Origin of the sequence: Bacillus sp. FCW2 (assembly GCF_021228595.1) — a bacterium.
In the GTDB taxonomy this organism is placed as follows: Bacteria; Bacillota; Bacilli; order Bacillales; family Bacillaceae; genus Bacillus; species Bacillus velezensis.
In genome coordinates this window covers 1,350,186-1,364,503 of record NZ_CP089436.1, presented here as the reverse complement: position 1 = coordinate 1,364,503, position 14,318 = coordinate 1,350,186, and the positions used below count along the sequence as shown (strand labels likewise).

14 protein-coding genes and 1 riboswitch are annotated in these 14,318 nt (G+C 46.1%); of the genes, 2 read left to right on the top strand and 12 right to left on the bottom strand.

Annotated features, from left to right (window positions below; genetic code table 11):
• The first annotated feature begins 217 nt into the window (after nucleotides 1-217).
• Nucleotides 218-466, top strand: a complete 249-nt coding sequence (locus K3G25_RS06875) for a ferredoxin (protein WP_003153403.1) — start codon at nucleotides 218-220, stop codon at nucleotides 464-466.
• A 135-nt stretch (nucleotides 467-601) separates the two neighbouring features.
• On the opposite strand, the gene K3G25_RS06870 is transcribed toward K3G25_RS06875, so the two are convergent.
• Nucleotides 602-1,174 carry a riboflavin transporter FmnP gene (locus tag K3G25_RS06870; protein WP_003153402.1) on the bottom strand — a complete coding sequence of 191 codons (573 nt, stop codon included), beginning with the start codon at nucleotides 1,172-1,174 and terminating at the stop codon, nucleotides 602-604.
• 147 nt (nucleotides 1,175-1,321) lie between these two features.
• A riboswitch (FMN riboswitch) is annotated at nucleotides 1,322-1,456 on the bottom strand.
• Nucleotides 1,457-1,663: 207 nt separating this feature from the next.
• Here K3G25_RS06870 and serA point away from each other — a divergent pair.
• Nucleotides 1,664-3,241: a phosphoglycerate dehydrogenase gene (gene serA, locus K3G25_RS06865; RefSeq protein ID WP_017418054.1), complete on the top strand. Its 1,578-nt coding sequence runs from the start codon at nucleotides 1,664-1,666 to the stop codon at nucleotides 3,239-3,241.
• A gap of 46 nt (nucleotides 3,242-3,287) precedes the next feature.
• Here serA and K3G25_RS06860 read toward each other — a convergent pair whose 3' ends face one another.
• From K3G25_RS06860 to K3G25_RS06810, 11 genes are all read right to left on the bottom strand, one after another.
• The gene (locus tag K3G25_RS06860) at nucleotides 3,288-4,352 is read right to left on the bottom strand and encodes a hypothetical protein (RefSeq protein WP_014721442.1); all 1,065 of its coding nucleotides are present in this window, start codon (nucleotides 4,350-4,352) and stop codon (nucleotides 3,288-3,290) included.
• Nucleotides 4,327-4,911 (bottom strand): RNA polymerase sigma factor SigX, encoded by a 585-nt coding sequence (gene sigX, locus K3G25_RS06855; RefSeq protein WP_014418276.1) that lies wholly within the window; start codon nucleotides 4,909-4,911, stop codon nucleotides 4,327-4,329. The genes K3G25_RS06860 and sigX overlap by 26 nt, the downstream gene beginning before the upstream one ends.
• A 190-nt stretch (nucleotides 4,912-5,101) precedes the next feature.
• Nucleotides 5,102-6,883 carry an ATP-binding protein gene (locus K3G25_RS06850; protein ID WP_007409435.1) on the bottom strand — a complete coding sequence of 594 codons (1,782 nt, stop codon included), beginning with the start codon at nucleotides 6,881-6,883 and terminating at the stop codon, nucleotides 5,102-5,104.
• Entirely contained in the window at nucleotides 6,880-7,602 is a 723-nt protein-coding gene (resD, locus tag K3G25_RS06845) for a DNA-binding response regulator ResD (RefSeq protein ID WP_003153397.1), read from the bottom strand. Before resD ends, K3G25_RS06850 begins: the two co-directional genes overlap by 4 nt.
• An 81-nt stretch (nucleotides 7,603-7,683) precedes the next feature.
• The gene (gene ccsB / locus K3G25_RS06840) at nucleotides 7,684-8,859 is read right to left on the bottom strand and encodes a c-type cytochrome biogenesis protein CcsB (protein WP_003153395.1); all 1,176 of its coding nucleotides are present in this window, start codon (nucleotides 8,857-8,859) and stop codon (nucleotides 7,684-7,686) included.
• 18 nt (nucleotides 8,860-8,877) lie between these two features.
• Nucleotides 8,878-10,506, bottom strand: coding sequence for a cytochrome c biogenesis protein ResB (locus K3G25_RS06835; protein WP_167409112.1), 1,629 nt, complete (start codon nucleotides 10,504-10,506; stop codon nucleotides 8,878-8,880).
• On the bottom strand, nucleotides 10,503-11,042 hold the full coding sequence (gene resA, locus K3G25_RS06830) for a thiol-disulfide oxidoreductase ResA (RefSeq protein ID WP_014418277.1): 540 nt from the start codon (nucleotides 11,040-11,042) through the stop codon (nucleotides 10,503-10,505). The genes K3G25_RS06835 and resA overlap by 4 nt, the downstream gene beginning before the upstream one ends.
• 84 nt (nucleotides 11,043-11,126) lie before the next feature.
• Nucleotides 11,127-11,861: a 23S rRNA pseudouridine(2605) synthase RluB gene (gene rluB / locus K3G25_RS06825; RefSeq protein WP_007612296.1), complete on the bottom strand. Its 735-nt coding sequence runs from the start codon at nucleotides 11,859-11,861 to the stop codon at nucleotides 11,127-11,129.
• 93 nt (nucleotides 11,862-11,954) lie between these two features.
• Nucleotides 11,955-12,491, bottom strand: a complete 537-nt coding sequence (spmB, locus tag K3G25_RS06820; RefSeq protein ID WP_015240119.1) for a spore maturation protein SpmB — start codon at nucleotides 12,489-12,491, stop codon at nucleotides 11,955-11,957.
• Nucleotides 12,492-12,495: 4 nt separating this feature from the next.
• Entirely contained in the window at nucleotides 12,496-13,086 is a 591-nt protein-coding gene (locus tag K3G25_RS06815) for a nucleoside recognition domain-containing protein (protein ID WP_003153385.1), read from the bottom strand.
• Nucleotides 13,074-14,225 carry a D-alanyl-D-alanine carboxypeptidase family protein gene (locus K3G25_RS06810; protein ID WP_021494253.1) on the bottom strand — a complete coding sequence of 384 codons (1,152 nt, stop codon included), beginning with the start codon at nucleotides 14,223-14,225 and terminating at the stop codon, nucleotides 13,074-13,076. The genes K3G25_RS06815 and K3G25_RS06810 overlap by 13 nt, the downstream gene beginning before the upstream one ends.
• Nucleotides 14,226-14,318: the final 93 nt, after the last annotated feature.

Sequence of the window (14,318 nt, the reverse complement as noted above, 5' to 3'; positions counted from 1 at the left end):
TTATTTTAACAGATTTTCATATAAATTTGACGTTTAAAGTCATCTTTTAGGGGGAAGTGCTAAAGAGAATCCCTTATGTGATAAGCATTCTCAATCATTTTTCTGTTGAAATTTGACACTAACATCATTACAATAAGTAAGAGGAATAGGTGTTATATTTAAAAATATATAAGGTAAACCATTTGTTCCAACACGAACAATCTGGGAGGTTTTATTCATGGCAAAGTACACAATTGTAGATAAAGATACGTGTATTGCATGCGGCGCCTGCGGAGCTGCGGCACCAGACATTTATGATTATGATGATGAAGGCATTGCGTTCGTTACGCTTGACGAAAATAAAGGCGTCGTCGAAGTTCCGGAAGTTCTGGAAGAAGATATGATTGACGCATTTGAAGGATGCCCTACTGATTCAATCAAAGTTGCGGATGAACCGTTCGAAGGCGACCCGCTGAAATACGAATAAAAAAGCCCTCCCCGTGAGAGGAGCTTTTTCGTCCTGAATAAGACTCCGGCTGTTATCGGCCGGAGTCTTATTTTTTGCGATCAGCACAAACAAAAAAGCGTCCGGCTGTTTTCACAGAGCGGACGCTTTCAGTCTTTATTGTGTTTGGATGCTGCGTTTTTGTTCAATCCAAGGTTTCAGCTTCGTAAAGATGAACGTAAAGACGATGGTGATGATAATGCCTTTTACAATGTTAAACGGCAGAATTCCTGCGACAACCGCCGTTTTTAACTGGCTGTTTGACAGTGCCGGTGAATGTAAAAACCAAGTATACGCGGGCAGGATAAGAATATAGTTCAAAATACTCATCAGCACGGTCATCGCCGCGGTTCCGGCCAGCAGGCTCACCGCAAGACCTTTTGCAGAATTGAGCTTTTTAAACATAAACGCCGTCGGCAGAATAAACAGCGTTCCCGCGATAAAATTGGCTGCCTGCCCGACAGGCACGCCGGCCATGCTTCCTTGAATGATATACTGCAGAATATTTTTAATCGCTTCAACCGCAATCCCCGCCGCAGGCCCGTAAACCAAAATGGCGATAATTGCAGGAACGTCACTGAAATCAATTTTCAAGTAATCCGGCAGACCCGGAAACGGGAAATTTAACAGCATAAGCACAAAAGCAATACTGCTAAGCATACTGATGACAACTAATTTTTTTACTTTCACAATGCTCTCTCCTTTTCGATCAAATCTCTCGAAAAGAGGAAAGGTTCTTTTGCGCCCCAATAAAAAAACCGCTTTTGTTAAAAAGCGGGAGCTTACTAAGGCTTGGCAAAGAAACGTTTGATATAAGCATCAAAACGTCTGCTGAACCTCCATCTTCTCCCATCCAGACTATACTGTCGGCTCCGGAATCTCACCGGATCCTGCCGCCGAAGCAGCTCGCGGGCTTAGAGCGTGATGCTCATCACCGCCGGTAGGGAATTTCACCCTGCCCCGAAGATTGATCTTATGAATTTATTCACATTATATATGATCAAGTTGCAATTGTATAGAGAACTGCTCAATTTTATATAAAATATTGGGGACACCCCATTTTCAGCTGATTCTGCGGTTTCCTTTTCTCCTTTACTGCGTCAATACACATTGACACTCTATTGAGAATATGATAAATTATCAGATATTTAGTCAGCTAAACTAGGAGGAAATCTAACAATGTTTCGAGTTTTGGTCTCAGATAAGATGAGCAATGACGGCTTAAAGCCGCTGATGGAATCAGACTTTATAGAAATTGTTCAAAAAAACGTCGCGGACGCAGAAGATGAATTACATACCTTTGATGCCCTGTTAGTCCGCAGTGCCACGAAAGTAACCGAAGATTTGTTTAAAAAAATGACTTCTTTAAAAATCGTCGGCAGAGCCGGTGTCGGCGTAGACAACATCGACATCGATGAGGCCACAAAACATGGAGTTATCGTGATAAACGCGCCGAATGGAAACACCATTTCAACTGCAGAGCATACATTCGCGATGATTTCTTCATTAATGAGACACATTCCGCAAGCCAATATCTCAGTAAAATCAAGAGAATGGAACCGGACGGCTTTTGTCGGGGCGGAGCTCTACGGAAAGACTTTAGGCATTGTCGGTCTGGGCCGGATCGGAAGCGAGATTGCCCAGCGCGCCAGAGCGTTCGGTATGACGGTTCATGTATTCGATCCTTTCTTAACCGAAGAGAGAGCCGGCAAAATCGGCGTAAACAGCCGGACATTCGAAGAAGTGCTTGAAAGCGCGGATATCATTACCGTCCACACGCCTTTAACAAAGGAAACAAAAGGACTGCTTAACAGAGAAACCATTGCCAAAACAAAAAAAGGCGTCCGTCTTATCAACTGCGCAAGAGGCGGCATTATTGATGAAGCAGCGCTTTTGGAAGCGCTGGAAAGCGGCCATGTCGCAGGCGCTGCCCTTGACGTGTTTGAAGTGGAACCGCCTGTTGAATCAAAACTTCCCGACCATCCGCTGGTGATCGCCACACCTCACTTAGGCGCTTCAACGAAAGAAGCACAGCTGAATGTCGCGGCACAGGTTTCTGAAGAAGTGCTGCAGTTTGCAAAAGGTCTGCCTGTCATGTCAGCGATCAACCTGCCTGCGATGACGAAAGATGAATTCAAAAAAATCCAGCCTTATCACCAAATTGCCGATAAAATCGGAAGTCTCGTGTCACAATGTATGAAGGAACCCGTCAAAGATGTTGCGATTCAATATGAAGGCACCATCGCCAAACTTGAAACATCATTTATTACAAAAAGCCTGCTGTCCGGTTTCTTAAAACCGCGTGTAGACTCAACGGTCAATGAAGTGAACGCCGGCGGTGTAGCAAAAGAACGCGGAATCAGCTTCAGCGAGAAGATTTCCTCCAATGAATCAGGATATGATAACTGCATCAGCGTAAAAGTGACCGGAGACCGGAGCACATTTACGTTAACGGCTACGTATATCCCTCACTTCGGTGAACGAATCGTTGAACTGAACGGCTTTAATATTGACTTAAATCCTGCCGGCCACCTCGTTTATATCCAGCACCAGGATACGACTGGTGTAATCGGACGCGTCGGACGCATCCTCGGCGATAACGATATCAATATCGCTACCATGCAGGTAGGCCGTAAAGAAAAAGGCGGAGAAGCCATTATGATGCTTTCTTTTGATAAACATTTAGATGATAAAGTCGTCAATGAGCTGACTTCAGTTCAGGATATTGTTTCCGTTAAACTGATTGACCTTCCGTAACCAACAAAAAACCCAAAACATTCATATGTTTTGGGTTTTTTTACGTTTAATGGCTTGGAAGAGGATTAGGCGCGGCAGGCACAGCGATAGGTTTTGTCACATCATAATTACCGATTTTCTTTGTATGCGCATGTGTGAACAGCACCTCAGAATAACCGAATTCCTTCGCAGTTAACAGAAGCCCTTCGATCATTAAAATCCCTTCCAGCGAATCTTCAACCTTATGTTTTTCGGACAATTGAATCCGCAGCTGCTCGCCGTCTTCCCTTTCCGATACCGATGCAATCGCATCTGCTTCTATAATGCTCGCGGTCTGTGAGCCTCCGTCTGTTGTCTTCATCCCGTCAATAGCCTGATATACTGAATAATAGGTTTGTTCAGACGGGATGAGATACTCTTGTCCCAGACTGTCGCTGTAAGAAAAATACGCCCGGTTTGTCTGTTTATGTACGGACATCTCAGCGGAAATGCCGTAAGATTTATAAAAATCCTGTCCGGCTCCGTTTTGAACCTTTTTCAATTTAATCCGCTCGTAAGGACTCCATGTCAAAGTCTCTTTCAGCATCTTTTTCAATAAGTCAGCATCGGCAACTGATTCGATAGAAAGCCGTCCGTTTACCTGCACAAGCAAATCCTTCTTATCCGCCGTTACCTGCACACCGTCCAAAAGGTTCGGCACAGAAAGGAAGGATTCGGGCACTTCTAGGTTTTCCGCTTCGGATAAAGCCTCTGATACCGATTCATCCGGCTTCTTTTTTTCAAAACTGACCGGAATGACGGCGGATGTTTCTGAATCGGCAAATGCCAAAGTAATGTAATTGTTTTTGTTTTGGTTTGAGACGACGAACGTCTTCTGATCCGGCGGCTTGACAGAAGCTGACTGACTGGCTTTTTCAGTCTGGCGGCTGTCAGCGGTCAGATCACCGGAAGATTTGTTTGTCATCAGGTGAGGAGATATAATCAGAGCGATGCACAATGCGCAGACGCCGGCTGCGGCGGGGCCGATCCAGCTTCGGGCCGGCTTTTTCCTGTACGGTTTACCCGTTTCAATATTCCGGTAAATGGCCTCGGGTGAACGATGATCTCTAACCGCCGGAAGTTGTCTTAACAACTCCTCTACTCTTTCTTCGTTCCAATATGACTTCATCATCCATTAGCTCCTCCCTCAAAAGCTCCATCTGTTTCCGAAGTATTTTGAGCCCTCTGTGTTGGGTCGTTTTGACTTTGCTTTCCGAGAAGCGGAGAGCGGCGGCTGTTTCCTGAATGGAATATCCCTGAATAAATCTCAAGATAATAACAGCTCTTTGATCAATGGTGCAATGATCAAGCGCGGTATAAATTTCCCGGACGTTTTCATGCTGTACGGCGAGTTCGTCCGGAAGCAAATGCTGATCTCTGACATCTTGTGTATCCCAATCAAACGTACCCATAATACGCTGTCTGATCGTCTGCTGCTTGCGGAACCAGTCAATCGCCACATGGCGTGCGATGGACAACAGCCATGTTTTTTCACTGCTTCTTCCTTCAAATGTATGATAGGAATTCAAGACGCGGATATACACTTCCTGCGCCAAATCTTCAGCCTGCGACTTATCTTTTACCATATAAAATAAAAATTGATATAAATCTTGATGGTATGCATCATATAATATCTGAAAGGTTTCTTCCATGGGAAACCCCTCCGTTCACTTTTTTGTCGTAAAAATGCGTTGAAAAGTTACATTACAACTATATTACGAGAAACTGGAATTTGGAAGGGAATTTATATTAACATATTCTTAAATTTTTAAAGGAGAAACAAATAAAAAACACCCGCAGAACATGCGGGTGTTTCGTATGGAACAAGATTGTTCGTCAATTTCAGACGTCATCCTGCACTTTTGTCGGAATATAAAATGTAAACGTCGTCCCTTTGTCGATGCTGCTGTGAACCGCAATTGAGCCGCCGTGGGCTTCCACGATATTTTTTACGATGGCGAGCCCGAGCCCGGTCCCCGCCCTGCCTCTTGTTCTTGCTTTGTCCGCTTTATAAAAACGTTCAAAAATAAAAGGCAGGTCCTCTTCCGGTATTCCCGAGCCGGAATCTTTGATATCGATTTTCAGTCCGTCTTTTACGGTCTGAGCCGCGATATGAACGCTTCCGCCTGACTCCGTGTGGCGCAGCGCATTATCTATAAGGTTGGTAAACACCTGTTCCATTTTATCTTCGTCAAAGACACACTCCGGCTGAGACACCGAGATGTCTTCTGTGAGCGAAACGCCTTTTTCCTTCGCTACCCCGGAAAATTTGCGGGAGATCTTCTCCAGAAATTCATGCAGGTTTACCGTTTCATAGTGCAGGCCCGTATGTCCGGATTCCATTCTGGCCAAATCCAGCAAATCATTGACGAGCCGGCCCATGCGAAGAGATTCATCATAAATGATCTGCGCGATTTCTTTTTTCTCCTCTTCGGTGCTTGCAATGTCGTCCACTATTGCTTCGCTGTATCCCTGCAGCATAGAAATCGGGGTTCTGAGCTCATGACTGACATTGGCAATGAAGTCTTCACGCAATTTATCGAGCCTGCGCTCTTCGGTCATATCACGGAGCACGGCCACGGCGCCGCGGACGTGTGATTCCGCATAAAGAGGCGACATCAATAAAACCCATGACCTTCCTTGAAGCGTCATTTCAATCATTTGCTCTTTTTCCGTGTTCACTGCATTTTGAAATAGCTCTTTTGCTTCAGGGGGAAGGTTGTCTCCTTCTTTAATGTTCATGTTCTGCTCATAATACCATGCCTGCAGAAAACGTTCGGCCGGCGGGTTGGTCACCAAAATGGTGCCGTCGATATTAATGGTAATGACACCGTCTGCCATACTGCTTAAAATATTGGACAGCTGTTCTTTTTCCTGATTCAGCGCGTTAATATGGAAATTGAGCTGCCGTCCCATCTGATTAAAGGCAATAGCCAGTTCCCCGATTTCATCTTGGGTCAGAATCGGAATTTTTGTATCAAACTTTCCTTTCGCCAAGTCTTGGGCGCCTTCCCGCATTTTCCGAAGGGGATATGTCACCCTGCTGGATAAAAAGAACGCGAAAAACGTTGTCAGGACGATGGCAATGCCCGCCGCAAGAAAAATATAGCGGGTTGTATGTTTCGTCGTATCTTTGACGGCAAGCAGCGATTGGGATAAAAAGACCATGCCTTTTTTGCCGTCTTTTTCATACGGCACTCCGACGATCAGCCGTTCGTTATCCGAACCGGCATTGTTGGGCACCGCACGTTTGCTTACTTTTTTGCGGTCTGTCAGCGCCTTGTGCAGATCCCGGTCATGTTTGATCTGCTCTAATGTAATAGAGGATAAATGATTATCGTCATTGGGCGAATACCAGACATGCTTATCATCCTGAATGATCGCGATGCTCGTTAAATTGTCCGCCAGTTCCCACGTGATGGATCTGGCAAGCGGCTGGTCTTCATGATTTTCTATTATGACCGCAATTTTATCGGCAAGCTGCGTTAAATCTTTTTCCGCTTCTTCAACGTGGTAATTTTCTATAAATTCCAGAAGCAGCACCGTTAAAATAAATAAAACAATTAACACGAGTGAAAGAATGGTAAACCAAAGCTTACCTACTACGCTTTTCCAAAACTTCATTCAGCGCCTACCTCAAATTTGTATCCGACTCCCCATACGGTGACGATTTTTTTCGCCGCTCCCGGGGATACTTTATTTAATTTTTCACGGAGCCGTTTGACATGGGTGTCCACCGTTCTGAGGTCTCCGAAAAATTCATACTGCCACACTTCTTTTAAAAGCTTTTCCCTGTCGTACACTTTGTCCGGTGTTTTCGCCAGGAAGTACAGCAGTTCATATTCCTTCGGCGTCAGGCTCACCTCTGTGCCGTCGGCAGTCACCCTGTGAGCATCGTGATCAATAGATAGATGCGAAAAGACGAGCACATTTTTTGTCGGGGTATTGGCTGTCAGATAAGATGTTTGGGAAGCCCTTCTTAAAAGCGCCTTTACCCGAAGCACCACTTCTCTCGGGCTGAAAGGCTTGACGATATAATCGTCCGTACCCGCTTCAAACCCCTGGACGCGGTTGGCTTCTTCCCCTTTTGCCGTCAGCATGATAATCGGCGTCGCTTTTTTTTCTCTGAGCTGCCGGCATACTTCGATTCCGTCCGTTCCCGGCATCATTAAATCCAAGAGCACCAGATCATAATCTGATGCCAGCCCCATTTTAATGGCCTCGTCGCCGTTTTCCGCTTCTTCAATCACATAGTTTTCCCGTTCAAGGTACATTCTTAAAAGGCGTCGAATTCTGGCTTCATCATCTACTACTAATATTTTAGTTTCATTTGTTTGATCCATCGTTTTCCCCCTGCTTTCCTTCTGTTACTTTCATTTTAACAAACTGTGCGGCAGCTTGAGAACTGTATCGGCTTTTTGCATCTATGCGTACGAATGAAGTCCGGCAAGCACGAGATTCACAAAAATCAAGTTAAACATAATAATGGCGAAGCCGATGACGGCAAGCCACGCGGACTTTTCGCCATGCCAGCCTCTTGACAGCCGCAAGTGCAAATACGCTGCGTAAAATAAAAAGGTGATCAGCGCCCATACTTCCTTCGGGTCCCAGCCCCAAAAACGCGTCCAGGCAAGCTGCGCCCAAATCATCGCAAACACAAGCGCGCCGAGTGTGAATACCGGAAAACCGATGGAAACGGCGCGGTAGCCGACTTCATCGACCAAGTCCAGGTTCACATTTTTGACGAGCGGGCTGATAAGAGCGCTGATTCTCTTTCTGAATATCAGCCTGAGCGCACCGTATAAAACGAGACCTGCGCCAAACGACCAGATCACCGTATTGACCTTTCTGCCTGAAAAAATGGCCGGAAGCTCAATAAGCGGCTTCATTGCGCCTTCCGTAAGCAGTTCTCCGTCATGCGGGCCGACAAGCGCAGGCATATCATATATCATGACGCTTTTGGCCTCTTTTTTATCCACCCAATTAAATTCAGCTTTGTAGTCCGCCAGCCGGAATGCCGACGTGACGGCGATAAATGCCACGGTCGTCACGAGTATAAACATGATGACTTCAAGCCAGAACGTTTTTTTGCCCGGTCTGGATTGGTCGACATGCTTTAACAGGAAAATGACGCCGGCTACAAAACTGATCGCAAGAATCGCCTGCCCGAGCGCCGCCGTTGTGACGTGAATGTACAGCCAATTGCTCTGCAGTGACGGAATAAGCGGCGTGATGTCTGTCGGAAACATGCTTGCATATGCGATAAGCAAAAGCGCGATAGACAATGTGAACATGCCTAATGAAGGCAGTCTGTAAATAAAGTAAATAATAATAAAAGCGAGAACAAGCATCATGCCGAATGACGTCGTAAATTCAAACATATTGCTGACAGGCGCATGTCCGCTTGCCGACCATCTCGCAATGAAGTAGCCGAGATGACAAAGAAATCCGAAAATGGTTAACGTGATTCCGATAGCCGACCAGCGGCCCTTACCGTCCTTAGCACCTTTTGTTCCCCGGATGGCGCCGCCGAAAACCGGGACGGCAATTAAATAAATCAAAAAGGCAGCATAAAGAAAATTTGCGCTCAGCTCCGCCATGACACCACTCCTTTTTCACTAGGCCTGATTTTTGGCCAATTCTTTTTGATCGGCCGGCTCTTGAATCCCGGTCCCGCTAAGAACAAATTCGATATCCTTTTTCAGACCGAACCAGTTTTTGTTCGTATGTCCCGCCACAAGCACTTCACGATCACCTGTTTTGATCCAGATCCTTCTGTGCTGCCAGTACATTCCTTGAATGACGCCGATCATAAAGATCGCGCCGCCGACGGCAAGCACCCATAAGGTTAAGTCTTTTCTGACGGTGAGTCCTGTAATGTTTTTCGTTTCCACATGGTCGAATTTTAATTTGTACTTGTTACTTTCGGAACCTTCAACAGTCTGCTGAATCGCAACAAAACTTTTCTCCCCTTTCGGCTTGTCAGGAGCCGTGATTTTAAAGACAAAAGCCGGATTGTTAGGAACCTTCGTTTTCGTGCTCGGTTCTCCGTCCTTGTTAAAATAAAAATCAGGAAGATAACTGGCGATCTGCACTTTGTAACCGTTACCAAGATCATAGTCCGTGTCGGGATCAAGAAGATTGATCTTCAGTTTGCCGAATGACTGTTTTGTTTTTTGGTCGATCAGCTGAAATACCATCTGATCGAGCTGGTTTTCTTTATAGTCCACCTGATACACAGAATAGGAGTCAAAGCGCAGCGGTTCATTGACGCGGATATTGTTTTCTTTGACTCTTTTAAGCTTCGGCTTTTCACCGAATACAATGTCGCCTTCCCTCTTGTACAAAACCGCGTCCGTTGTGAAGGATTTGGCGACTTTGCCGTTTCCGGCTCTGTCAATGGCGTCGGCGAATACTTTTTTCTCAGTGTCTTTGTTATATGTCTGCATCGTGAACCGATTGTTTTTTAAGTAATACTTGCCGTCAGTGCCGGGGATCTGGGCGGTTTCGCCTTCACGGACCCAGAGCGTTTCATCGACATACATACCGGGTACAAATCTCAGCATGGCTCCGATCAGAAAAATGATCAGGCCGATATGATTGACGTAGGGCCCCCACCTTGAAAAACGGCCTTTTTCCGCCAGAATGCTTCCCTCTTGTTCTCGCACTCTATAATGCTTTTTTTTCAATCGTGTTCTGAGGCTATCAGCCGCATCCCCGCTCAGCTCGGTTTCTGTCCGGCTGTATAGACGCTGCCTCTTCAAAAAGACCGGATTCCGCCGAACTCCTTGATTTTTCAGTGCCCTGTACAAAGGAATCACCCGATCCAGGCTGCAGATGACCAGTGATATGCCAATGGATGCGATCAGGAGCATATACCACCATGAGCCGTACAGCTGATGAAATCCCAGCAGATAATACAGTTGACCGATTATGCCGTACTGCTGTTCATAATATGTATCCGGCTGGGCGCCCGGCGGCAGATAAGCTTCCTGCGGAAAAACCGTGCCGAAAGCAGACGCCGCCAGAGTAATGACGATCAGCCATATTCCGACTTTTACGGAAGAAAAGAAGTTCCATACCTTATCTACGATTGTTTTGTTATATGTTTGCGAACGCCTTGCGCTGCCGTCGTACCGCATATCCGCAAGCGGCGATTTTTGATCATCAAGCGGCTTCCCGCACGACTCGCACAAAACCGTCCCGGCTGGATTCACGTGCCCGCATTCACATTTGACCTTTTTCATGAAGACGCCTCCGGCTTAATTAAATTCATATAGTCATGAACCATGCGTTCTGTCATCGTGCCGGTCACCACTTTCACGACGTTTCCGTCGGGATTGATCAAAAATGTCGTCGGAATAGGTGATACGCCGTACGCGTCCAGCACTTGCCGGTCAGTATCGAGCGCAACCGGGAAATTGACGCCGTATGTTTTCATAAAATTATGTACTGCAATTTTTGATTCGCCGACATTTACCGCAACCACCTCGACACCGAGGTCTTTAAAATGCTTGTATTGATTCTCCATGTAGGGAAATTCCTGCTTGCACGGCTCGCACCACGTTCCCCAGAAATTCAGAAAAACACCTTTTCCTTTTAACTGACTCAGTTCTATGAGTCTGCCCTCTGTATCTTTCAGCGCGAAATTCGGGGCTTTGGACCCCTCAGATATACGCTCTCCGTTTGTGTATACGGCATTATAGATGGTATATCCGAGCGCGCAGAGTAAGATGAGAAGGATGCCGGTCCGAATGAATAAACGCCGCCGTTTTTTGTTCATTGTACACTGCTCCCCTCCCCTGCCTGCAAATCCATTCAATTATATCATCAACACGTTTTGTAATTTTTGAAGGTTATGTGAAAATTAGAAAGCGTTTTTACCGTGTTCAGCTAAAGCCCGCAGCCTTTTCACTTCATGCGGCGACAATTCTCTTGCGTCTCCTGTGCGCAGGCCTCTTAAATCTAAAAATGCGTATTCTTCACGTTTTAGTTTCAGCACGTCATGACCGATCGCCTCGAACATGCGGCGGACCTGTCTGTTCCGGCCTTCATGAATCGTCAGCTGAATGATGCTCGTCTGCTTTCTTTTGTCCAGGGAAAGCATTTTCGCTCTGGCCGGCGCCGTCTTGCCTTCTTCAAGCTGAATGCCGCGCTCAAGCTTTCTCAGAAGTTCCTTGGAAGGAATCCCCTTCACTTTGGCGACGTATGTCTTATCAATTTCGTATTTCGGATGCATGAGTTTGTTGGCAAACTCGCCGTCATTTGTCAGCAATAAAAGTCCGCTCGTATCATAATCAAGCCTGCCGATCGGATAAATGCGCTGCGGTACTTCTTTGAAAAAGTCGGTCACCACTTTCCGCCCTTTGTCGTCATCAGCTGCTGAGATCACTCCTCTCGGTTTATAAAGCAGAAAGTACACGGGTTCTTCCCGCTCCACCTTTAATCCGTTTACTTCAATCTGATCAGAACCGGTCACTTTTACGCCGAGCTCTGTTATTACTTTTCCATTCACCTTTACTTTTCCTTCTTTTATCAGCTCTTCCGCCTTTCTGCGTGATGCCACGCCGGCATGAGCAATAACTTTTTGCAGTCTTTCCATGTCGTTCACCTCAAGTATAATCTTACTTTTTTCCCCTTGAACAAACAAGCTTTTTCAGGGGGAGTTATTCTGATATATAAAAAGCGCCTGATTTCAGGCGCTTCCAAATAATAACGTAACTATGATGATTGATGCAACCACCCCGATCAAATCAGCAAGAAGACCAACCTTTAAAGCATCCCCCATTTTTTTGATGCCGACCGCCCCGAAATACACCGTCAGGACATACAGCGTCGTGTCAGTCGATCCCTGCATGACCGAAGCCAGCCTGCCGATAAATGAATCAGGCCCGTACACGGCGATCAGATCTGTCGTCATGCCGAGCGCCGCCGTCCCCGAAATCGGGCGGATCAGAGCAAGCGGCACGACTTCTGCGGGAATGCCGATCGCTGTAAAGAAAGGCTTGCACAGCCCCATGACAAAATCCAGCGCGCCTGAGGCCCGGAATACGGTAATCGCCACCAGCATCCCGACCAAATAGGGAATGATGGAAAACGCAATCTCAATTCCTTCTTTTCCGCCTTCAACGAATGATTCATACGTCGGCACTTTTTTGATCGTGCCGTATATCAATATACCGGCGATAATAATCGGAATCATGGCTAAAGACAGCCAATTCACCATTTCCATTCGCTTACCTCCCTTTTCTTTTGCGGCGGTACCAGAAGTAGCGGTCAATGAAAATCGCGCCGATTCCCGAAATTAAAGTCGCTAAGATGGTCGGCCCGACGATATCGGTCGGTGATTTCGCCGAGTAAGCCATGCGCACGGCAATGACGGTTGTCGGTATCAATGTAATACTCGAAGTATTTACCGCCAAAAAGGTAATCATGGAACGGCTGGCCTCAGACTTACCTCCATTCAGCTTTTTCATCTGCTCCATGGCTTTAATGCCGAGCGGTGTCGCCGCATTTCCCAGTCCGAAAAAGTTTGCCATGAGATTTGATAAGATGTATCCCATCGCCGGATGATCAGGGGGAATATCAGGAAACAGCTTAGAAATAAACGGGCGGCACATTCTGCTGAATATATCCAAAAGGCCGGACTGCTCGGCTATTTTCATCAAGCCGAGCCAGAACACGAGAACGCTCATTAATCCGAACGAGATCGTAACCGCTTCTTTCGCTCCTTTAAAAACGGCTTCATTCACATCCTGCAAGGTACCGTTAAACATTGCAAAGACAAGTCCGATTACCGTCAGACATACCCAGATTAAATTGACCATGACGAACCGCCCGCCGCGCTCATAAACAGGCTCGTAAACGTCTCAATGAAATGCTTTTTCGGTTTTTTATGGCGCTCATTTTCATAATAGACGGGGATCTTGGCGATCACTTTCCCATCATGCATAACAGTCATCCGGCCGACGACATCAGGAATGAGAGAGGCGTCCTTTTTCCAGGCTTTTTTCGGTTTTATTAAGGTTGTGCTGATTTTTACATCGTCGATTTCATCCTCTTTTAACAAATATTTGACATCCCGGGCAATAAAAGCGCGCTTTCCGTAAAACGTCTTTTTCAGCTTCGGAATGCCGCCTTTTTTAGCGACGACATAGGTTTTATAGTGATCAAAGACATAATTAAACATATTCATATGGTCATCCCAGTCATCCGGATCATTTATGGTGACCGCGATGAGATCCGTACCGTCTTTTGAGGCCGTCGAGACGAGCGTCCGTTTCGCGATTTTTGTGTAACCCGTTTTTCCGCCTGTGCTGTAACGGTAGAGCCCAGTCAGAAGCTTGTTTTTATTTTTCCATACCCGGTCCATCGTTTCCGCCTTATACACTTTTGTGCCTGAAACGGTCCGGTATTCCTTGATTTTCATCGCGTATTTAGTCAAAAGCGCCATGTCATACGCCGTTGAATATAAATTTTCATGGTCGTCCAGCCCGTGCGGATTTTGAAATTTTGTATTTTCCATCCCGATTTGCTCGGCTTTTTTGTTCATCATAAATACAAAACCGTCAAGGCTTCCGCCGACATATTCCGCTATTGCCGCAGCGGCGTCATTTCCTGATCTCAGCATAAGCCCGTATACGAGATCTTTCAGCTTTACTTTTTGTCCCGGCTGAAGATAAATGGCTGAGCCTTCCGTTTTTACGGCATTCGGGGAAACCGTCACTGTCTCTTCCATCTTCCCTGATTCAATCGCCAGCACCGCCGTCATGATTTTCGTAATGCTTGCAATCCGCCGCTTATGATGTTCATCCTTGGCGAATAACACCCGGCCAGATGCTCCGTCGATTATAATCGCGCTTTTTGCACTGACATGTATTTGGGCATGTGCCGTATTGCCGTCTGTAATGGAAAAAAGAATAACAAAAGTCAAAAGAAATACGGCAGCTTTTTTGAGAAAGCGCATGAATGCTCACGTCCTTGTTGTGGGTTTGTACAAGTTTATGCGCATGTCCATGACTTATGAATACCAATTGCATCACTTTCACATAAAAAAACT

Coding starts and splice junctions, on each gene's coding strand:
- K3G25_RS06875 (WP_003153403.1), top strand. CDS start 218: ATGGCAAAGTACACAATTGTAGATAAAGATACGTGTATTGCATGCGGC.
- serA (WP_017418054.1), top strand. CDS start 1,664: ATGTTTCGAGTTTTGGTCTCAGATAAGATGAGCAATGACGGCTTAAAG.
- sigX (WP_014418276.1), bottom strand. CDS start 4,911: ATGGAAGAAACCTTTCAGATATTATATGATGCATACCATCAAGATTTA.
- K3G25_RS06850 (WP_007409435.1), bottom strand. CDS start 6,883: ATGAAGTTTTGGAAAAGCGTAGTAGGTAAGCTTTGGTTTACCATTCTT.
- resD (WP_003153397.1), bottom strand. CDS start 7,602: ATGGATCAAACAAATGAAACTAAAATATTAGTAGTAGATGATGAAGCC.
- ccsB (WP_003153395.1), bottom strand. CDS start 8,859: ATGGCGGAGCTGAGCGCAAATTTTCTTTATGCTGCCTTTTTGATTTAT.
- K3G25_RS06835 (WP_167409112.1), bottom strand. CDS start 10,506: ATGAAAAAGGTCAAATGTGAATGCGGGCACGTGAATCCAGCCGGGACG.
- resA (WP_014418277.1), bottom strand. CDS start 11,042: ATGAACAAAAAACGGCGGCGTTTATTCATTCGGACCGGCATCCTTCTC.
- rluB (WP_007612296.1), bottom strand. CDS start 11,861: ATGGAAAGACTGCAAAAAGTTATTGCTCATGCCGGCGTGGCATCACGC.
- spmB (WP_015240119.1), bottom strand. CDS start 12,491: ATGGAAATGGTGAATTGGCTGTCTTTAGCCATGATTCCGATTATTATC.
- K3G25_RS06815 (WP_003153385.1), bottom strand. CDS start 13,086: ATGGTCAATTTAATCTGGGTATGTCTGACGGTAATCGGACTTGTCTTT.
- K3G25_RS06810 (WP_021494253.1), bottom strand. CDS start 14,225: ATGCGCTTTCTCAAAAAAGCTGCCGTATTTCTTTTGACTTTTGTTATT.